General features: G+C 55.5%; 14 protein-coding genes and 1 tRNA gene. 5 read left to right on the top strand and 10 right to left on the bottom strand.

The features are described from left to right. Window positions 1-2: 2 nt before the first annotated feature. A complete protein-coding gene (locus tag LA756_RS12130) occupies window positions 3-3,209 on the top strand; it encodes a cytochrome c biogenesis protein (protein WP_224440138.1) in 3,207 nt (1,068 codons plus the stop codon). A gap of 66 nt (window positions 3,210-3,275) precedes the next feature. On the opposite strand, the gene LA756_RS12125 is transcribed toward LA756_RS12130, so the two are convergent. Beyond that, window positions 3,276-4,502: a hypothetical protein gene (locus LA756_RS12125; protein ID WP_224440137.1), complete on the bottom strand. Its 1,227-nt coding sequence runs from the start codon at window positions 4,500-4,502 to the stop codon at window positions 3,276-3,278. A gap of 44 nt (window positions 4,503-4,546) precedes the next feature. Beyond that, window positions 4,547-5,692, bottom strand: coding sequence for a chorismate synthase (gene aroC, locus LA756_RS12120; protein WP_224440136.1), 1,146 nt, complete (start codon window positions 5,690-5,692; stop codon window positions 4,547-4,549). 205 nt (window positions 5,693-5,897) lie between these two features. Here aroC and LA756_RS12115 point away from each other — a divergent pair, with 205 nt between their 5' ends. Then, entirely contained in the window at window positions 5,898-6,929 is a 1,032-nt protein-coding gene (locus LA756_RS12115) for a bile acid:sodium symporter family protein (RefSeq protein ID WP_224440135.1), read from the top strand. A 183-nt stretch (window positions 6,930-7,112) separates the two neighbouring features. Beyond that, window positions 7,113-7,185, top strand: a tRNA-Glu gene (locus LA756_RS12110). A gap of 79 nt (window positions 7,186-7,264) precedes the next feature. Here the strand turns inward: LA756_RS12110 and LA756_RS12105 are convergent. The 3 genes from LA756_RS12105 to LA756_RS12095 all read right to left on the bottom strand — a co-directional run bounded on the left by LA756_RS12105 (window position 7,265) and on the right by LA756_RS12095 (window position 9,016). Beyond that, on the bottom strand, window positions 7,265-8,140 hold the full coding sequence (locus LA756_RS12105) for an ADP-ribosylglycohydrolase family protein (RefSeq protein ID WP_224440134.1): 876 nt from the start codon (window positions 8,138-8,140) through the stop codon (window positions 7,265-7,267). 75 nt (window positions 8,141-8,215) lie between these two features. Next, complete coding sequence (locus LA756_RS12100) at window positions 8,216-8,383, bottom strand: SEC-C metal-binding domain-containing protein (protein ID WP_224440133.1); 168 nt, start codon at window positions 8,381-8,383, stop codon at window positions 8,216-8,218. Between the two features lie 150 nt (window positions 8,384-8,533). After that, window positions 8,534-9,016, bottom strand: coding sequence for a hypothetical protein (locus tag LA756_RS12095; RefSeq protein ID WP_224440132.1), 483 nt, complete (start codon window positions 9,014-9,016; stop codon window positions 8,534-8,536). Window positions 9,017-9,251: 235 nt separating this feature from the next. On the opposite strand from LA756_RS12095, the gene LA756_RS12090 reads away from it, so the two are divergent. Both LA756_RS12090 and LA756_RS12085 read left to right on the top strand, forming a co-directional pair. Then, window positions 9,252-11,072 carry a PQQ-binding-like beta-propeller repeat protein gene (locus LA756_RS12090; protein ID WP_224440131.1) on the top strand — a complete coding sequence of 607 codons (1,821 nt, stop codon included), beginning with the start codon at window positions 9,252-9,254 and terminating at the stop codon, window positions 11,070-11,072. 435 nt (window positions 11,073-11,507) lie between these two features. Further along, on the top strand, window positions 11,508-12,338 hold the full coding sequence (locus LA756_RS12085) for a glycerophosphodiester phosphodiesterase (protein ID WP_224440130.1): 831 nt from the start codon (window positions 11,508-11,510) through the stop codon (window positions 12,336-12,338). Between the two features lie 6 nt (window positions 12,339-12,344). Here LA756_RS12085 and LA756_RS12080 read toward each other — a convergent pair whose 3' ends face one another. The 5 genes from LA756_RS12080 to LA756_RS12060 form a co-directional block, all read right to left on the bottom strand. Continuing rightward, the gene (locus tag LA756_RS12080; protein ID WP_224440129.1) at window positions 12,345-15,305 is read right to left on the bottom strand and encodes a PAS domain S-box protein; all 2,961 of its coding nucleotides are present in this window, start codon (window positions 15,303-15,305) and stop codon (window positions 12,345-12,347) included. A 124-nt stretch (window positions 15,306-15,429) separates the two neighbouring features. Then, the gene (locus LA756_RS12075; protein ID WP_224440128.1) at window positions 15,430-16,305 is read right to left on the bottom strand and encodes a M48 family metalloprotease; all 876 of its coding nucleotides are present in this window, start codon (window positions 16,303-16,305) and stop codon (window positions 15,430-15,432) included. A 101-nt stretch (window positions 16,306-16,406) separates the two neighbouring features. Next, complete coding sequence (serA, locus tag LA756_RS12070) at window positions 16,407-18,029, bottom strand: phosphoglycerate dehydrogenase (protein WP_224440127.1); 1,623 nt, start codon at window positions 18,027-18,029, stop codon at window positions 16,407-16,409. Between the two features lie 54 nt (window positions 18,030-18,083). Next, window positions 18,084-19,169, bottom strand: a complete 1,086-nt coding sequence (serC, locus tag LA756_RS12065) for a 3-phosphoserine/phosphohydroxythreonine transaminase (protein WP_224440126.1) — start codon at window positions 19,167-19,169, stop codon at window positions 18,084-18,086. 289 nt (window positions 19,170-19,458) lie between these two features. After that, entirely contained in the window at window positions 19,459-20,202 is a 744-nt protein-coding gene (locus LA756_RS12060; protein ID WP_224440125.1) for a lipopolysaccharide assembly protein LapB, read from the bottom strand. Between the last annotated feature and the right edge of the window lie 15 nt (window positions 20,203-20,217).

Here is a 20,217-nt window from a genome sequence, read left to right as displayed (position 1 = left end):
TAATGACTGGTAATAACATGAACGGCGGAATTCTACGAACGATGGGAATCGCGGCGCTCGCGATATGCGGTACGCTGCTCGCGTTTGGGGCTGTCAAAGCGGACGAATCGTTCCCGGACGATGTATGGCGTGAAGTGCCCGTCTATCACCACGGTCGCGTGAAACCGATGGATGGCTACGCGCGTCAGGTCGTCCAGAAGATCACCGAGTTCAACAAGTCGAAGCCGAAGTTCAACCTGACCGACTACTACACCGAGGAAGAACTTCAGAAGCCAGAATTCGCTGGTGCGCTAGAGATCTTCCCCGAAGGCAAGCTTCGCAAGTTCACGCCGAGCGAATTAGTTTTCGATTGGCTCGCTCGGCCTGAGAAGTGGGAACGCGTTCCGTTCATCTATCTCGGTCGCGAAGATGTTCGTGAAGAGCTTGGTTTCCCCGTCAACGGTCCCAATGGCATGAAGCTGAACTTCGTGTCACCACATGATATCGCCACGTCGCCGCAGCTGCGACTTTATCTCCGCGAAATGGAAGAACGCCGCCAGGAACAAGCAGCCAGCGGCGAGTTGGAAGAAACCGCGATGGATTCGCACATCTGGCGAGAGATGATGTTCCGTTACGGTGTGTTCCGGGAAGTCACTCTCGATCCACGCAAGAAGGTAGCCGTCACCGATCCGCTGCCCATCCCTGGCGCTCGCGATCGCTTTGCCGCCCAGGTCTTTGCCGCTGCGAAAATCATCTTCGGCGATGGAGCCAGTGACGAACGAACGTTGAAGAATCAGCTGACGGCGCTTCAGCAACTCGGTGGCGATCACCCGATGGGTGCTGCTTCGCGCGAGTTGCTGGAATCATTCGACGAACTGGTCGAGATTTCCCAGGCCGCTTACGTCAATAAGGACGAAGTTCTTGTCGTTCCCCAAGTCGACGACATGGAGGGAGACGATGGCGAAGAGCTTTCGGCCGCGGAAATGCTGGAACTCGATATCGACTTTGAGTCAGTCGAGCCTGTCGAACCAGAGTTCGCCCCGACTACCCAGGAAATGGAACCGGTCGTACAGCAGTTCCGCGACGCGGCCAAGAACTTAGCAAAGATCCTGGAAGAGCAACGTGACACCGTCAACAACAGCACCACGCTGAGCGATTCGGAATATGACAACATCAAGCCGATGTTCCAGTCGATGTTGGTGCGTGTTCGCCAGCTGGAACATTTAGGACTCGAGATTCATCTCGGTCTCTACGAGAACGCCAACACCGGGGCCCTGACGTCTTCGACGTCGATGGATCGCAGCGGAAATCATGTGCAAGTCGTGCCGTCGCTCAATCCATACGCGTTGAGCAAGTCGCGCGATCCGAGCGATCTTTCCCAGCCATGGCTCGGCCTGACGACGCTGTTGTATGGTTCCGATGCCGTGTTGGACGACTACGACATGCAGATGGTCAACGCCGTACGTTCCAACTGGCAGGCTGCCGAAAAGGCTTACGCCAGCGGTGGTGATGTTCGTCCTGCGATGGAGAAATTGGCTGACAGCCTGCAGCGACTTGGTCAGCAGAATAACGACCAACGGGTGGATGTGATCGAAGAAACGATCGGCCCCGACGAGAAAGATTCCGGCATTCTGACTTACACGGCTTACCCGCCGATGGATAGCTACCGAATCGCCACGGAAGTTCGCTACAACACGATGGACCCATTCATGTACGCATGGATTTTTACGTTCATCGCCACGCTCGGTTTCGCGCTTGCGTTTGCGATGATGCGTAAGCCGATGTTCTGGACCGGCGTTGTATTCCTTGTGTTCGGTCTTATCTGGTCGACCTACGGCTTCTATATGCGAGTCGTCGTCACCGGTTGGGCTCCTGTCACGAACATGTACGAGACGGTCATCTTCGTGCCCTGGGTCGTGTGTGCATTGGGGCTGATGTTTTTGATTCTTCCGCTAATCGATCGTGGTCGACTTGCCGCTTGGCGGGCCACGGCCATTCCATTTACCTGGGAAGAATCAGAGTTGGAGAAAAGCCATTTAGAGATGTTCTCCAGCTTCGTTTGGACGTTGTTCGGCTGGGCTTCGGTGATCATCCGACTGCCGCTCATGTTGATCATGTTCCACTTCATGACCATGCGACCGGTCTATGACGGTAATCGCCCGATCATCAACATGACCGACTTCCTCGATCAGATGGCTGCTCACGGTGTCATCTACGCGTCAATCTTCCTATTGGTGAAGATGTTGGTCCTGACGCTTTGCGTCTGGTACGTTCCACGTCTATTGATTGCCGCGATTGCGTTGCCGATCTTCTGTGTTTACGACTGGCTGATCGATGCGAAGCTGAATGACAAGTTCGAGAAGACGTACCAGCGTAACTACTACGGTCTCGCGGCCGCTGCTTGCGGAACGTTCCTGCTTTGCGTCGCTTCGATCGCTCCGATTGTGGACACCGGCTCGTCGCGCGTACTCAATACTGAGTTCTCGCCACTTCAGCCGGTGCTTCGCTCGAACGTTTGGTTAACAATCCACGTGCTGACGATCGTCGCTAGTTACGGGGCTGGTATTCTGGCTTGGGGGCTCGGTTGGTTGGCCCTCGGTTACTACATGTTCGGCAAGTATCGTGCTCCTGTCGCAGCGAGCCCCTTGAACAAAGGTCTCGCTCCGGCTCATGGACATGGACCGCAAATGAGCTATCGTCCGCCAGAAGAATGCTTCACCCTCGGTCAGCACTGTTATCGTGCGATCCAAGTTGCCGTGCTGCTGTTGGCCACCGGAACGATCCTCGGTGGTATCTGGGCCGACGTTTCCTGGGGCCGCTTCTGGGGCTGGGATCCGAAAGAAGTTTGGGCGCTGGTCACGCTGTTGATTTACGTGGCGATTCTGCATGCTCGGTTCGCTGGATGGTTCAACAACTTCGGCTTGGTGGTCGGAACGATCATTGGCTTCTCTGCGATCGTCGGCAGTTGGTACGGAGTGAACTTCCTGTTGCCGCTGTTCAAAGGTGGCGACGCCGTTGGTCTGCACTCGTACGGCAGTGGTGGTAAGGGAAGTGAAATCATGGTGATGGGTTTCGTCGCCGCCAACTGGATCGGTCTCGGCTTGGTCGCCCTCCGCTTCCAGCTCTCGAAGCTGTCGGTGGTCGACGAAAACGACGTCGAAGAAGTGGTCATCAAAACCGACCTGCCGGAACCGAACGAAGAGGGCGGCGGCTTGGCCGACGCCCGGTAAGGGACGTCGGTCAATCCATGTAGGGTGCAAGTATCAAAGGGAATCGCACCCACGTTATTTTGTTGGCTACCGCAGTGCACTGCCTGGTCGTTCGGCCAGCATTGGGGCGGTTAGCCAGCGAGCCATATCCACGGCCGGCTGCGAAGCGGGGACCATGGGAAATTGGTTGTCGTGAAAAACACTTGCTAAGTTTGTAGCGGGTAGCTCCTGATTTCGTCCCTCGAAGACGATTGGCTGATACGGCCCCGCCATCATGGTTCCCTCCGCAAAGCCGTCGCAAAGTCCTCGCAGACTTAGCCGGCCATGCTTTAAATCGAAGCCAATGGTCATCTCGTGATAAGCTACGAGGTCTTGCTGCTGTAAGGGCGGTACAACGTGAACCCCCAAATGTTCTACGGCGCGATCCAGTAGTTTTCGTGGCAGCTGACCATTGAAAGAACGAATACCTCCACGTGCCTCGACGAAGTTGCTGTCTCGAATAAGCACGCGCGTTAGGTAAAGCGTCGCTTGTCCCGCCGATCCAAATTGATTGTTGGTTGCTAACGCTGTATTAAGATCAATCTGCTGTAGCTCGCCGTTTAACTCTAGATAGGGATAGGAGTGGTTCAGCTCCATGGAGACCTGACCCAAGAACTGCGCTTCGTCACCAAGGCCAGCCAATTCTGGAAACGCGAATCGCCAGGGATGGATCGGGATAGGCTTTTCGGTGCTCGCTAATTGAACACGCCAGTGGACAGGGTGGCTAGTATCGATGTTGGCGATCAATGCCGAATTCTGAGTTGTATCGCCGAGTACAACCGAACTCGTTAACGTCGGTTGGCTGTTGGGGTCGTGCTTTACGTCCAATTGGCTGAGCGATGGCATTGTGCCATCTAGAAAAGAGATCTTCGCAACTGTCAGGCGAAAGGCCTGATCGCTGGTTGGATTCAAGAGAACTCCCTCTTGAAGTGCTTCCCATAATCGATGTCGAGCATTCCAAGCCACTTCCGCTTCATCTGCGGAAAACAGCCAGGTCTCGTCGACAAGTTCAGCCTTCAATACCGGGAAGAAAACGGCGTCGCTGCCGGCGCGTTCCAAGCGGACTTGTTCGAAGACCCATTTGCTTGGTTTGGGGTTATAGTACTTCGCAATGCGACACTTTAAGCCGATCGTGTCAGAGAGTTCTGCTTCGACTGCCGCTACCGACCAGGAAGATTGTCGGTACGTAATCCACGAGAGGGTGCACATCGTCGGTACGACGCATCCCAGCAGAAATGCGACCCGGCAGAGCAGGCGTCTCGTCGATTCGTGCATGCCGAACATCCTTGCTTGGCGTGCGCTAAAATTGGCGGCCGGGATTAACGCTTCCGGGCCATGTCCATAAACAGTTGGTAGCGAGCCTTCATTTCTTCCAGGCTGTCACCACCGAATTTGTCGACCATGGCCGTGGCAATCTCAAATGCCACGACACTTTCCACGATCACACTCGCCGCGGAAACGGCACAAACGTCACTGCGTTCGTACGAAGCAGCGTCCGATTCTTTCGTTTCCAGGTTGACCGATTCCAACGGCTTGCGAAGCGTGCTGATCGGTTTCTTGGCCGCACGAACTACGATCGTCTGACCGTTGGTCATGCCTGCTTCCAAGCCGCCGGCATTGTTAGTTGGCCGGGTATAGCCAAGGTTCGTCGACTCGTGTTCCATCGGATCGTAATGGATCGGGTCGTGAACTTGCGAGCCAGGCTTGCGGGCGGCTTCAAAGCCCATGCCGATCTCGACACCTTTGATCGCTTGCACTGCCATGACCGCTTGGGCCAACTTGCCGTCGAGCTTGCGTTCCCACTGGGCGTGCGTACCCAAACCGAACGGAGCCCCCACAACGCGAACTTCCACAATCCCGCCGAGCGTGTCGCCCGACTTACCGGTCTTGTCGATCAGTTCTTTGAATTCGGGATCTTGCCCAGGGTTGAGCGAGTAGATGATGCTTTCGTCACGCTTGGCAATCATCGCGTCGACATCATCGACGTTCTCTGGCCGATCAATGGCTACGCCGCCGAGCTCGTCGACGAAACCGTAAACCTGAATGCCGAACTCGGCCAGAAGCTGTTTGGCCAAAGCACCTGCGGCGACGCGAACGGCCGTTTCGCGAGCACTCGCACGTTCCAAAATGGCCCGGATCGGACCGAGGAACTTGATTGCTCCCGTCAAATCGCCATGACCTGGTCGCGGACGCGGAAGATCTTCCAGGCGTTCCAGCTTGTAATCGCGATTGATCACTTGCAGTGCGATCGGACTTCCCAGCGTGAGACCTTTCCAGATCCCCGTCATCACTTCGACTTTGTCCGTTTCGATTCGTTGACGTCCGCCACGGCCATAGCCTCCCTGGCGACGAGCCAACTCGCGATTGATGGGTTCTTCGTCGATCGCCAACCCGGCCGGAAAGCCGTCGATCATGGCGAGAAGGGTTTTACCGTGGGATTCGCCCGCTGTCCAATAACGCAACATTATGCAAAATAAAGACTTTGGTCCTGAGCCAGGCCCGGCGGTCGCTCCAATTCAAAGGCCGCAATTCGGGCAAACTACCCCAGGTACCGAGGTTAAGTGCAAACCGATCTTCGATTCTAACCGCAACCCCGATCGGCAGATAGATCGGTTAGGTAAAAGAGTCGGCCCGGCAAACCCCACCTGGGGACCAGAAAGCGAGCAACGCGTGCGATCTTTACTCCGAAGGCATTGGTTCCTGGCCGGGCTGCTAGCAGTGGTAGTCATTGGTTTCGCGTTCTCCGAGCCTCTTCGTGATTTGCCAGAAATGAGCTTGTTACGAAATGGCATCGTTGTGACGGTACTCTTTCTGATGGCGTTTCCGTTGGCATTCGGCGACTTGCAAGGAGCTATTCGTCGGCCATTCGCTGCTATGCTGGCCACGCTGATCAACGCCGGCATCTTGCCGTTAATTGCCTGGGCCGTCTCGCTGTTGGCATCCGGCGACTTTGCGATCGGGATCAACTTGATGGCGGCTATCCCATGTACGCTCGCATCGGCTGCCGTTTGGACTCGGAGGGCAGGGGGCAACGACTCAGTCGCGTTGATCGTGACCATCGTGACCAATTCGCTTTGCTTTCTTATCACTCCGTTTTGGCTGCTTTGGACCACCGGCAGCGAAATCACGATCACCATAGGAGCGTCGCCCGACGGGAAGGGCCTTTCGCTAATCGATATGGTTACGAAGCTTTTTGTCGTTGTTGTCCTGCCGATGGCGTTCGGTCAGCTTGCCAGGCTGTTGCCCAACGCAGGGAATTGGGCCACGCGAAACAAGTTTTCCCTCGGAATTTTCGCCCAGATTGGCGTGTTGATGATGGTCTTGCTCGGCTGCATCAGTTGTGGGCTGAAGCTGCGTGGTCTGCCGACCGATCAAATGCCCACGGTTCTTTCGTTTGCCGTGATGATTGCCCTGGTCCTGGGAATTCACCTCTCCGCGCTCTTTTTGGGAATCGGAGCGGCACGGCAACTCAAGTTTTCGAGGCCTGAAGAGATTGCGATTGCTTTCGCAGGTAGCCAGAAGACATTGATGATTGGCCTGGCAATCGCCACAGAGTTTTACACCGCCAACCCGTTGGCCATTCTGCCGATGGTCGCTTTTCACGTAGGCCAGTTATTTCTCGACACGGCCGTCGCCGACCGCTACATGGCCGCCGAGTTCGCCAGCGTCCATCCCGAAGAGCCACTGATCGAAGGGGATTGATTCCCAAGCGAACCGAAGCCCCGCAGCAGATGTCTTATCCACAACGGCTTCCCGTCAGATGGCAGTTCGGCCCCTAGACAGGAAGGAAAAACCGTTATAACTTGATTAAGCCTTCGAATATCGCCGTTGATTGATCTCAAACACAATCAATCGCCGATATCCCTCGAAGCAGTCACCCACCATGCCCCCTTCGTCTAGTGGCCCAGGACGTCGGGTTCTCAGCCCGAAAACAGGGGTTCGACTCCCCTAGGGGGTGCTCAAAGCCGCACTTGTTGCGGCTTTTTTTATGTGCTGCGTTGGGGGATCAGGGGGCTTGGGGTTAGGGCGTCGATACGTTAACTCAAACTCTCTCGGCAGCGTAGCCATGTTTCTGGAAGGGCGGGGGTGCCGACGTTTAGCGCGACGATGCCTCCGATGATGGCGCATGTGGTGTCGATGTCGCCGCCGACTCGGGCGGCGGTCCAGAGGGCTTTTTCGTAGTCGTCCAGGAATGCGGCGGCCATCCATACCGTGTAGGGAACGGTGTCCTGGGCGCTGATTTCCAGGCCGGTGCCGACTTGCGATGCAATGGTGAAGGGCCACGTATCGAGTGGGTACGAACTGACCCATTCCAAACGTTTGCGGACTTCGCTTTCTTCGATCTTCGAGGCAACCCAGCGAATCAAATCTTCCGCCGGTTCCGCTTCGCGGCGAGCTGCCCAGCCGGCAGCAAGGGCGATCGCGACTGCACCGACAATTCCTTCGTGATGCGTGTGAGTCACTTCGGCGGAGAGTGTCGCTTGATGAATCGTTTGCTCGACATCGTCAGCGAACCAAGCTCCGAGCGGAGCGACACGCATCGCCGACCCGTTGCCGTAAGAGCCACTGCCACCGAACATCGCTCGACTGAGCGTTCGCCAAGATCCGCCGTGCCCGATCGCTTCCAGAAGTTCGCGTGCCCCGGCTCCATAGCCGCGGTGCGGATCGGCCTGATAACGCTCGGCCAGGCGTCGTGCGAAATCGTCTTGATCGACCGCCCCATGTTCGTGGAGCGTTTCGACCAAAGCGATCGCCATTTCCGTATCGTCGGTGAACTTCCAAGGAGGTGGTGGCAGACGGCCAGGCTTCGCTTCCGCGGCAACCGAAGGAGAGAAGAACTGTTGGCCGAACGCGTCGCCCAGAGAGAGTCCCTCGAGTGAAGTTCGAGCAAGTTCCAGGCGAACGTCCGACATCTTCGGCTCCCAAGATACCGCGTTTCAAGCGACGTATGTTTCAGTCTCTAAAAGTAGTCGTCCCGATTCACGCCGTCAAAAGCGACCTCGCTTTAAGCAGCACTTCTTGAATCGTTTGCCAGAGTCACAGGGACACAAATCGTTGCGACCTAGTTTTTCCTCCAGCAACTTGTCGCCATGCACGACGCGGACACCATGCTTCACGTTCGTTTCCGAAGGGAAGCCGCGGCGGCGTTTACTCATGGGCTCGAAAGGATGGTTGTTCGTCGAAGTTTTCGTCGTGGAAAGATCGCATGGGACACCTCCTGTCCTAAAGGGATTGAAGCAATTCGGTCATGCCGATTGCAGCCCAGGACAGTTCCTACGCATCGCAGGTTCGCGGTTCGTTTTCGTTTATTCTTCCCAGTAACGCGTCGGCTGCTCGGCGAATTTGGCGAGCGTTTCTTCCGAGGCGAAGAGATACATGCGGCCGCGATACTTCATTCCATGTTGAATGTGGCCTGGCTCGGATTGATTTTCATCTTTGGCCAGAACGATATCATTCCCTGAGAACGCCGGCAGGTAAGGGATCGGGTCAAGTTGGAACTTGGCTTGTTGCTCGGAACTAGCGAACAGAAAAATCTGCTCTCCCTTCCGCTCTTGAAACTTTCGATTGCCGACTTTCCACTGCCAATCATCGACGAGCGTCACGGGGCAGTAACCTTGAAAGGCGTACGATAACTCTTCCACTTCCGCAGGTGGAGTCACCGGGGAGGATGGATTGCTGAGCGAGCGATAAATGCCGCCGAAAAGAACCAGCATCAGCACGGCCAACGAAACGAACCCGCCACCGCAAACGGCACCCACGAAAAAGAGCATCGAGTCACGCTTCGACATGAGGAGCCTCCGTTCTCTTCCTTGGCAAATTGGCAAACGTTCTGATCAGCCAGCATGAATGGTTGGCATATGGGAGCCACGTTCAGGAAATAATAACGGGGCCGCTGGCATGTGTCATGTTGAGAATTGTGGAATCCAAAGAACGCAGCAACTTTTCCTGGTTCAGCGAAGTATTCCCTAGGGGTACGATGGCACATAGCGAATTCAAATCAATCTTCGGGGCGGGGGAAAAGAGATGAGTGACGACGATCAGGTTTCCGTAGAAGCACACCCATCCAGCGATGCGACCAGCAAATGGAAGCCGCTGCGGACGTGGCCGGTTTGGGTTTTGTTGGCGATCATGTTGGTGACTCGTTTGTCGCCGCAGTTGATGACCGAACCGAACGATTGGGTGTGGATGGTCGCGGCGTTTGGTCCCGTCTTGGGATCGCTCGGCATCTTGCTGTGGTGGATCTCGCTTAGTCGAGCACGGTGGCATGAACGGCTGGTTGGGTTCTTCGCAACCGTTGGGTTAGGTGTGGTGATCGGCGTCCTGGTCGATCCTTCCATGCGCGGGCCCGGCATGATGGTAATGATGATTCCGATGGGAATGGCCGGGTTTGCGATCGGGGCGATTCTCATGGCGCGACAGCTTACGTTTCGCCGCACGCTGATTGCTTTGGTTTTGATGACACTCGGTTTCAGCTTCTCGCTGTTGGTTCGCAACGAAGGGATGTGGGGAAATTATGCGATGGGGCTCAAGTGGCGTTGGACCCCTACCAGTGAAGACAAAGTGATGGCCAGGGCCGACACCGATGCGGACATCGATACAGAGCGATTTCAGGAAGCGATAGTCAATCCGCAGTGGCCAGGGTTTCGCGGACCCAATCGCGATGGCGTTCAAACCGACGTGCTGATTTCGAGCGATTGGAAGTCGCATCCGCTAGAGCAGGTATGGAAAGTTCCTGTCGGGCCAGGCTGGTCTTCTTTCGCCGTCGCTGGCGACTTGCTGTTCACGCAGGAACAACGAGGCGCGAACGAAGTGGTCGTTTGCTACGACGCCAAAACTGGCAACGAAGTTTGGGCACACGAGTTCGCCGCACGATTCGACGATCCGCTCGGTGGGCCTGGTCCCAGGGCAACGCCGACGATTGCCGGAGGTGCCCTCTTCGCACTAGGGGCGACTGGCGAACTGATGCGATTGGATCCATTCAATGGTACCGTCGCGTGGCAGAAAAGCTTGAAGGAAGTCGCCAACCGCCAGCCGCCGATGTGGGGCTTTGCATCGTCGCCGTTGGTTGTCGAAGACAACGTGATCGTGCATGCCGGCGGCGCCGACGACAAAGGCTTGCTTGCGTTTGATGTGGAAGATGGCGACTTGATTTGGTCCGCTCCCTCGGGCGATCACTCGTATAGCTCACCCCAACTGGTGATGCTGTTCGATCGACCGACGGTTCTTTGTTTGACCAACCAGGGACTCGACTTCGTGAACCCTGCTGACGGAACCATGTGGCTGAATCATGCGTGGCCGGTCGAAGGAGGCTATCGCGCGATGCAGCCGCAACTCTTCGGCGAAGACAAGATTGTTATTCCCTCGACGATGGGTGATGGGACCAGGGCCATTCAAGTTGCGAAGGATGGCGAGCAATTGAAAGCGGAAGTGTTGTGGACGTCACGAAGCTTGAAGCCTGACTTCAACGACATGGTCGTCTTCGAGGGCAACGGGTTTGGTTTCGACGGAACGATCTTTGCCAGCATCGATCTGGAAACAGGCGACCGCAACTGGAAGAACGGCCGCTACGGCAAAGGGCAAGTGCTGCTGCTGAAAGATGCAGGACTGTTGCTGGTGCTGACCGAAAAGGGAGATGCCGTTTTGGTCGAAGCGACCGGTGAAGCGTTCAACGAAGTGGCCCGCCAAAACGTGCTGGAAGGAAAGACGTGGAACCATCCGGTATTGATCGGCGATCGATTGTTGGTTCGCAACTCGCAAGAGGCGGCATGTTATCGCATACCCCAAGCAGCCACCGAAACGACATCGGCCGACACAACGGGAGATGAAGATTCGATGAAGCCGTGATCGGCTTCCTAGAAAATAATGACGCTTGGATCACCTTTATTTTTGAGTGGTCCAGCGGCACGCTCGCGATCTGCGTATTGTAACGAAGTATGCGCACACACTACAAGAAATAATGATCAATTCATGTCATTGTGTGCGTCGAATGTGCCTGTATTTACGGTCTAGGCGGGTAGCTGGGCAGTCGATTTTAAGGGCGGAATGTCTTCCGCGGAGGCAGCAAAAAACTGTCCGCCGGAGCGAGACGGGATCGTGAAATAGTCTTCGTCAATGCGTACACAAATGTGGCATAATGGTTGATGAAACCAGCGTCAGACGAAGGGGTTACGACCCGGCTTCCGTCCATCGTGGGGGAATGAACCGCGAAGGGATCGTGAGTTATACTTAGGTAAGTAACTTTTTCGAGAACCCACTTCGACGATCGTCAGGATAGAACGTATGCGTGCTTCCGCTTTTTTCCTAGTTGTAACGGCATGTTGGGCCAGTTTTCTCGGTACCGGAGAAGCTCAAATGATTGTGGCTCATCGCGGTGCTTCCTTCGATGCTCCCGAAAATACGCTGGCTTCTTTCCGCGAAGCCTGGGCTCAAAAGGCCGATGCCATTGAAGGCGATTTCTATCTGACGAAGGATGGCCATATCGTCGCGCTTCACGATAAAACGACCGAGAAGACGACCGGGGGCGCCGCTAAATTGGTGCCTGCGAAAGCAACGCTCGCCGAACTGCGTAACTTGGACGTCGGCTCTTGGAAGCATGAGAAGTACGCCGGCGAGCAGATTCCGCTGCTGGAAGAGGTGCTCGCGACGGTGCCGCAGTCTGGCAAGATCCTTGTCGAAATCAAATGCGGGGTAGAGATCGTTGAACCGCTCCGCGTTGTGCTGGAAAAGTCAAGTCTTCGACCAGAGCAGATCGTCATCATTTGCTTCAACGAGGACGTGGTAAAGCAGTGCCGCGAAAAGATGCCGCAGTACAAAGCGAATTGGCTGACGAGCTACAAGAAGAACGCCGTGACCGGTAAGTGGTCGCCAAGCGTGGATTCAGTGCTGAAAACGCTTAAAGAAACCAAAGCAACAGGGCTCGGCACCAAAGGGGAAGACGCCGTCGTTGATGCCGAGTTTGTTCGGAAGCTTCGCGACGCAGGGATCGAGTGTCATGTTTGGACCGTCAACGAGCCAGCCCAGGCGAAGCGCTACGCGGAGCTGGGATTCGATTCGATCACGACCGACAAGCCCGCGGTGATTCGCGAAGCGTTGTTCGGCTCGCCCAAATAGTTTCGGCTAGGAAGACGTGGACTCTTTCGAGTCGGTCAGGTCGTAGATTGTGCTGCGATCAGGCTCGACCGACGGCAGGCGAATGATAAACGTACAGCCGTTGCCGAGTCCGTCGGAATGCAACCGAATCGTTCCTCCATGGAAGTCGACGATTCGCTTAACGATGGCCAGCCCGATCCCAGTTCCGTCCGAATCGGGATCGAGCTTGTCGAAGAGCTGAAAAATACGTTCCTGGTATTCGGTCGCCACGCCAGGTCCGTCGTCACTGACTTCGATCACGACAAAGTCGTCATCTTCGATGGCCCGAATCGTAACTTTCGGGTTGTCTTTGCGATTGTGCTTGATGCCATTGTCGATCAGATTTTGCATCAGCTGCCGCATTTGGACCGGATCGCCATAGACGGTCAGATCTTCTATTTCGCAGCGAACATTCGCATCGCGAGCTTCGATTTCGCCGGCCAACAGCGTGATCGCCTCGCAGACGATTTCCTCGAGCGAGATCATCGAACGCGACTTGTAATTGCGGCCGATACGCGAAAGTTCCAGCAGGTCGTCGAGCAGCTGTTTCATTCCGTCGGCGGCTGAACCGATGATCGACAAGTCTTCCTCGATAGCGGCGGAGTCTTGCTTTTCGATGTCTTCGCCGAGGATGCCCAGAAACCCTTTGATGGTAATCAGCGGCGACTTGAGGTCGTGCGAAACGGTGTAGGTAAACTGCTTGAGCTCGGTGTTAGTCGCTTCCAGGTTTTTGATCAGCGACTCGCGAATTCGTTCCGATTCGATCCGCTCGGTAATGTCGGACAATGCGAAAACGGCCCCTGCGAATTCTCCCTCTTCGTCAAATAGAGGAGCCGCATTGGTCGAAACGATGATGAACGATTCCGAGCCGAACTGAATACGAAACCGCATGTCGTAAACGGGACGTAGCGTTCGCTTGACGATCGCAAAGGGACGCTGTTCCGGCGGGAAAGGCTGCCCCGACAGATCTTTGACATCCCACGGAAAGTCGTAAAGAAGTGTTCCCTGCACTTGGTCTCGCCCAACGCGAAGCATCTTCTCGAGCGTTGGGTTGAGGAATTGGATATTCGCCCCGGCATCGACCACCATGATCGCGGCAACGCTGGTTTCCATCACCTGATCGAGCAACGCTTTTTCCCAAACCAATTGCTGTTCGGCACGAACGCGGTCGGTAATGTTGGTGGCGACGCCGAGAATCTGCGTTGGAAATCCGGTTGGATCTTTCTGGAAGAAGACGCGATGAAACTCGAACCAAACCCAATGTCCGTCAGCATGTCGCATGCGGAAGTTGTCGCGGCGAACGAGGGGATCGCCCGTTTTGTACCATTGAGTCGAGGCTTCATTCAGAGGACCGAGATCTTCAGGATGGACCACCTCCGAATAGAACCGACTGCCCAGTTCTTCCAGGTACTGCTGCGTGTAGCCAAGTTCCTTTTCAATGTTCTCGTTGATGAAAACAATGGCTTGCGAAGCGAGGTCAAAGATGTACACCACGCCGGGGGAAGCGTTGATGATTTTTTCGGCGAACTCTTTCGCTTCCTTCGTTTGCCGCTCGGCCGCTTTGCGAAGCGTGGCATCGCGGACGGCTGACATGACGAATGTCTCTCCGCCTCGTTCGATTTGCGTCAAGCGAATTTCAACGGGAAAAGTACTGCCATCCTTACGGCGGTGAACGCGTTCGACTAATGGGTGATAACGTCCCCCTTCTCGGGCCAGTTGATTCCAGAGTCGTCGCGCATCGGAAAGCGTCCATTCGGTATCGATCTGCGAGATCGACATGCCGATCAATTCTTCCCGCGTATATCCCAGGGCCCGGCAGGCCTCTTGGTTGACGTCAAGGATGCTGCCATCCAGCGTTCGCAGATAGATGGCATCGGCTGCCCCATCGAAGAGGAGTCGGAAGCGATGTTCGCTGTCCTCGATTTTACGAAGGTGTTCTTCCTGTTGCCGGCGAGCTTCGTCCAGTTCGTCCGCCATCGTATTGAAAGACTCGGCCAAAAGACCATATTCGTCGCGACTCTTGCTCGAACAGCGTGCCGATTGTTCGCCTCGTGCGTAGCGGCGAATTGTTTGCAGGATGTCTTGTAGTGGGCGAAGTGTGCGTTCACTGAAGAACAACGCAAGGATCACTGTGGCGGTGATGCCGCACGCAACCGCCGTCAGCTTCGACCAACCCATGCGATTGTAAACCGCTTGTACTTCCAGCTCAGGAATCGCGGCGATCAATGTCCAAGTCGTATCCGGCACATTGTCGGTTGAGACGAGATACCGCACGCCGTTCTCGTCTGGAAGAATCGAACGTTCTGGCTCAAGAATGCTTTGTCGCAGGAAGTCCGCTTTTCCGGTCGCTGCGATCATTCGGTCCGAGTCGTCCACCAAGGCAAAGAAGCCCCCTCGGTCGACTTCCAGCGAGCGAATGAAGTCAATCAGCTGAGTGTCGAGCAATGTTAGGCTCACCGCACCGCGAAGCGTTCCTTCCTCGGTTCGCAGCGGCACCAACAGCAAGATGATGTTTTGGCCGGTGCCGCGGCTTTTCAGGATACGCGTGATGACTTTTTCGCCTCGCTCGACTTCGCGGAAATAATCGCGATCGAAGACGTTGAATGTCATCCCATCGGTGCCATGTACGGTTCCATCGAGTTCGTCGAAATAGAATCCGCGAATACGGCTAGGCATCGCAGATTCTTGAAAACGGAGGAACTCCATGATCTCTGGCACGGTGCCGTTTTTTACTTCCGGCATCGCTGCAAAGGTCTCAAGCAACGCCAGATGCTCGTCCAGAAAGTAGCGAACCTGACTGCTTTTAGTTTCGAGCTTCGCTTCCAGCGTTTCGTCGATTTGTTCCTGCAGCAAACGCTGGGTGATCTGATAGTCGAGCACCGTGGACAAGCCCACCGCGATCAGCGCGGGGATCGCACCGAGCAAGAAGTATTTTCGAAGTAGATTCACAGGCGATTTGTTTCAGCTTCAAGAACAGCAAGCGGAGGTGCCAACCGCTTTCGATTATCAAGAAACGGAGCCCGAGCGTCAAAACCGATTCCGGCGGCTATCCGCGAAATGGCAAGATTGACGCTTACTTTATAAGGTAAATCAACGAACCGATGACCAGCGTAGCTTGGCTTAGGAAGATTGCCCCGAGCACGATACGTAAAGTCCACTGCAGCCGGGGCGAAGCCTTATGGAAAAGGATGGCCTGACGGCGCTGCTCGAAGCTGGGATAGAGCCAGGTTTTTTGGTTCGTGCGAATGCCTGAAAGATCGGTCAGTCGGGCAAGAGCTCTGAGCAGGGTACACGTGCTGCGATTGCGATCCCCTGATTCTCGGCTGAGCAAATCAACCGCGAAAAGATCGGCTTGGAACTCCAAAAGCGGGGCGACAAAGTGCAGCATCAGCGACATGTACAGCATTGTTCCCAAAATCACAATCGACTGAGAGAGTAGCTGCGAAGTGCCGACCTGCTCGGCGTATTGAACCATGGCCATACCGAGTAGCCCGCCAGCGAAGACGATGCTCAGGCGAATTGGAACGTGCCAGAGCCGGAGGTGCCCTAGTTCATGGGCGACGATGGCTGCCGACTCGCGCGGCGACAACCGCTGAAGCAGTGCGTCGCTGATTAACACCATCGAAAACCGGGGAACGCACCCGACGACGGCAGCATTGCAAATTCGGTTTCCGGTGTTCCAGATACGAAAATTACCGACAAGCGATGCGTCGACGAACGGTAATGTTCGTTGTAGCTCTTCCTGCTGAAGCGGAGTCGGTTGCTGTAAGCTTAAAAGCTTCTTTGCCAGCGCAGGATAGGCCATCACTGCAATGATGGGAATCAGCAGCGAGGCCCACAGCAAGAAGCTGTCGCTTCCTGAAGCAGAGGCAACCAGAGGATCGGAAAAGAGTTCAAACAACGAGTTCAGCGCTTTCCAGCAGTTGATGAAATGAGGCCATAGTCTCAAAGTAATTCGTTCGTCGAAGGCTTCAATTGCCGTCGCGCATAGAAAAACCGGCGTGCGTTCCTGACGAGCCGGTTTTTCAGGTTATTCCGATTGTAGCGATTTTATCGCAGCCAGGTAGGCATTTCGCCAGCCGCTGGAAGTTCGATCACTTTGCAGCTGGTGATGTTGTCGCTGCTCATTACTTCCTTCACGGCCTCTTCGGTCGGAAGACCGTCCAGGTTCAACACGCCCACGGCACTGCCAGGGGTGGTGCTGGAGCGGCCAACGGCCATTTGGGCAATGTTGACTTTGTGATTGCCGAAGATCGTTCCCACTTTACCGATGATGCCTGGGACATCGTTGTGGGCGAAGACGAACAGCGTGCCGTCGAGGTAGGCTTCCAGACGCTGGCCGTCGAGCAAGATCAAGCGAGGCATGTTGCTGCCGAACAGCGTGCCGCCGACTTGATGCGATTGGCTGCCTTCTTCGATGGTGGCAGTAATGCTGCTGGAGAAGCTGCCCATGTCGGTGCTGGTCTCGGTCGAAAGTTCGACACCGCGATCCAGCAGCAGCATTTCCGAGTTAATGATGTTCGGTTCGTCTTCCAAAGCCTTAGCAAGGAAGCCAGCGCAGAATGACGCGGTCAGCAGCTTTGTGTTCTTGCTGCTCACTTCGCCACGGTAGTTCAGCTTCACCGACTTTACGCCGCCGGAATGAACTTGAGCAGCAACCAGACCGAGGCGATAAGCCACGTCCAGATAGCCACGCAGGTTTTCGAGTGTCTTGGGATCGAGCGGAGCCACGTTGACGGCGTGACGAATCTCGCCGGTCGAAAGGTAGTTCACCACCAAGTGAGCTGCTTCGACGGCGACTTGGGTCTGAGCTTCTTCGGTGCTCGCACCCAGGTGAGGCGTGCAAACGACGTTTTCCATACCGAACAGTGGGCTGTCGGTGCATGGCTCTTCGGCGTACACGTCCAAGGCAACCCCGCCGAGGTGCCCAGACTTCAGACCTTCGACAAGGGCTTCTTCGTTATAGATTCCGCCGCGAGCACAGTTGATCAGACGTGCCCCAGGCTTCAACGTCTTGATCGACTCGGCGTTGATCATGTCCTTGGTTTCAGGAGTCAGCGGCGTATGTACCGTCAGGTAATCGATACTCGGCAGCATTTCAGGAACCGTTGGCGAAAGCTCGATTCCCAGTTCCGCGGCTCGTTCAGGGCTGACGAATGGATCGTAAGCGATCACTCGCATCTCGAACGCCAAAGCCCGTTTGGCGACTTCCATCCCGATGCGACCGAGACCGACAACACCAAGCGTCTTGTCGGCCAGCTGCGTACCCATGTACTTCTTACGATCCCAACGCCCTTCGACAAGGCTTTGGTTCGCGGCTGGAACGTTACGCGAAAGAGCCATCATCAAGCAGAAAGCATGTTCGGCCGTGCTGATGGTGTTACCGCTAGGGGTATTCATCACCACGATGCCATGCCGTGCGGCCGCTTTGGAATCGATGTTGTCGGTACCGACACCGGCTCGAGCGATCACCTTTAAGTTGGTGTTGCCTTCCAGCACGTCGGCGGTGATCTTTACACCACTTCGGCAGATGGCACCTTCGAACTCGTTGAGGGCACTTCGCAACTCTTCGCCTTTCAGGCCGGTGCGAACTTCGTATTCAATCCCGGGGGCTTGATCTAAAAGATCGAGACCTTCCTGGGCGAGCGTATCGAGAACAATGACTTTAGGCATGATGCGTTTCTTTGGCTTAAGGGTGGCCAGCGAAGTTAGGGTTGTGTGGGGTGTTTATTTCTTGAAATCAAGCATGAAGTCGCGAAGCTTTTCGACACCTTCAACAGGCATCGCGTTGTAGATCGAAGCACGGACGCCGCCCACGCTTCGGTGACCGCCCAGTTGGGTCAGGCCAATTTCGTTAGCGGCGGCAAGGAACTTCTTGTCCGATTCGTCGTCGCCCAGCTTGAAGGTGACGTTCATCTTGGAGCGAACTTCTGGAACGGCATGGCCAATGTAGAAGCCGTTCGACTCGTCGATCGCGTCGTACAGCAGTTTGGCTTTGGCTTCGTTCTGAGCTTGTAGCTTTTCGAGGCTTCCGATTTCGTCCTGCAGCCACTTGCAAACCAGGCCAAGCAGGTAGATCCCGAAAGTTGGCGGCGTGTTCCACATCGAGTCGGCTTCGGCATGGTTGCGATAAACCATATAGCCAGGCAAGTCGCTGCTGGCGTGTTCCATCAGGTCCTTGCGAATGATCACCACGGTCACCCCAGCGGGGCCGGCATTCTTTTGGGCACAAGCGTAGATGATGCCATACTTCGAGACATCGACAGGTCGACTCATGAAGTCAGACGAAAGGTCCGCCACCAAAGGAACGTTGCCGACTTCTGGTTCCGATTGGAACTGAACGCCTTGAATGGTTTCGTTCGACGTGATGTGAACGTAAGCCGCGTCGGACGTCAGCTTCAAGTCGCTTTGGCCTGGCAGGTTGTTGTAGTTGTTGGGCTTGCCGTCCCAGGCAACGTTGGTCTTGCCTTCTTTGACGGCTTCTTCCAGGGCCTTCTTGCCCCAGCTGCCGGTAACGACGTAGTCGGCCGTTTTGTCGGTTCCTTTGAGCAAGTTCAACGGAATCATCGAGAACTGCAAACGCGATCCACCTTGCAGAAGCAGAACGTCGTGCGTGTCTGGGATGTTCAGCAGCGAAACCAAGCGAGCCTTGGCATCGGCGTGAATGTCCATGTAGGTCTTGCCGCGGTGACTCAGTTCCATCACAGAACTACCTACGCCGGGCAAAGCGACCAAGTCGCGCTGGGCTTCTTCAAGCACAGGAAGGGGCATAACGGCAGGACCGGCAGAGAAATTGAATACGCGTTCTGGCATGACAGTCGGCTCAAAGGGGGATGGTCCACCGATGGTGACCGCCTGTGTCGCTCGCGAGACATCCCAGACGGAACCGGCGGGTAGTAAGTAAACCCAGATTTTACGGGGAATTCCTCTTCGATAGAAGCGGCCCCCGCACGCCTAGCAAAGAATTGAAACCACTAGGCGCAAATTGAGTCGCAACAGAGGGATACAGATCACCAGAAAGGGTTCGTCCGCATCGGAAGGGAAGGGGATTGATGGACTGAAAATGACCACCCAGATCGCTAAAGCTGCGCGTTAACGCACATTAATACCGCTGGCGATTGCTGCCAGGCTGATTGGCCAGTTGCGTTCCACTGGAAGGAGACATCGGGACTTCGCTTTGGATGCCTTGTCGCTGGAGCGTGGCAATCCGCGAACCGACGCCGGAATCGAGGTTGTTCAGCTGGTAAGAACGCTGATAGTTGGCCAACGCTTGGCCCAGTTCTCCGTTTTGTTCACGCAGGCTACCAAGGGCGGCCCAAGCACGAGCATTGTTCGCATCGACTGCCAACGCTTGATTCAGCTGGTTCATGGCGTTTTCTTTATCGCCAAACTCTTGATACAAACGAGCCAGCTCGACCTTCGGGTCAGGCAACTGCGGGGCACGTTGTTCCCAGCGTTCCATCAACGTAAAGGCTTTATCGCTGCGGTTGGTATCCACAAGTAACACGGCCAAACCACGATGGCATTCGGTATGATTCGGGTTCAAGTCGAGGCATTGGTTATAGAGGGCCTCGGCTTGATGCATCATGTTGCGGTCGTTGTTTTGTTTCCCCATCTGATGATAGGTCGCCGCCAGATTGTAGTAGGCGTCGGGATTGGTCGCATCGTGACTCAGGGCCTTCTGGAACTGCTGCATGGCGACTTGAGGCTGACCTTCTTCGGCGGCGCGCACGCCGGCGACGTTATACCCCGAGGCAGCCATCTGGCAGCCGAGTCCCATGGCGATCAAGGGAACGAGAAGGGCGAGGGTGGTCAGTTGTCGGTGAAGAGTCGTTTGTCGATGCACGTCATCAACCCCATT

This window comes from Bremerella sp. TYQ1, assembly GCF_020150455.1.
Lineage (GTDB): Bacteria > Planctomycetota > Planctomycetia > Pirellulales > Pirellulaceae > Bremerella > Bremerella volcania_A.
This window is presented reverse-complemented; position numbering and strand designations above follow the sequence as displayed.

What these genes read in the sequence shown, in the direction of transcription:
- LA756_RS12090 (WP_224440131.1), top strand. Translation starts at nt 9,252, where the DNA reads ATGAGTGACGACGATCAGGTTTCCGTAGAAGCACACCCATCCAGCGAT.
- serA (WP_224440127.1), bottom strand. Translation starts at nt 18,029, where the DNA reads ATGCCTAAAGTCATTGTTCTCGATACGCTCGCCCAGGAAGGTCTCGAT.
- serC (WP_224440126.1), bottom strand. Translation starts at nt 19,169, where the DNA reads ATGCCAGAACGCGTATTCAATTTCTCTGCCGGTCCTGCCGTTATGCCC.
- LA756_RS12085 (WP_224440130.1), top strand. Translation starts at nt 11,508, where the DNA reads ATGCGTGCTTCCGCTTTTTTCCTAGTTGTAACGGCATGTTGGGCCAGT.
- LA756_RS12105 (WP_224440134.1), bottom strand. Translation starts at nt 8,140, where the DNA reads ATGTCGGACGTTCGCCTGGAACTTGCTCGAACTTCACTCGAGGGACTC.
- LA756_RS12100 (WP_224440133.1), bottom strand. Translation starts at nt 8,383, where the DNA reads ATGAGTAAACGCCGCCGCGGCTTCCCTTCGGAAACGAACGTGAAGCAT.
- LA756_RS12095 (WP_224440132.1), bottom strand. Translation starts at nt 9,016, where the DNA reads ATGTCGAAGCGTGACTCGATGCTCTTTTTCGTGGGTGCCGTTTGCGGT.
- aroC (WP_224440136.1), bottom strand. Translation starts at nt 5,692, where the DNA reads ATGTTGCGTTATTGGACAGCGGGCGAATCCCACGGTAAAACCCTTCTC.
- LA756_RS12130 (WP_224440138.1), top strand. Translation starts at nt 3, where the DNA reads ATGACTGGTAATAACATGAACGGCGGAATTCTACGAACGATGGGAATC.
- LA756_RS12125 (WP_224440137.1), bottom strand. Translation starts at nt 4,502, where the DNA reads ATGCACGAATCGACGAGACGCCTGCTCTGCCGGGTCGCATTTCTGCTG.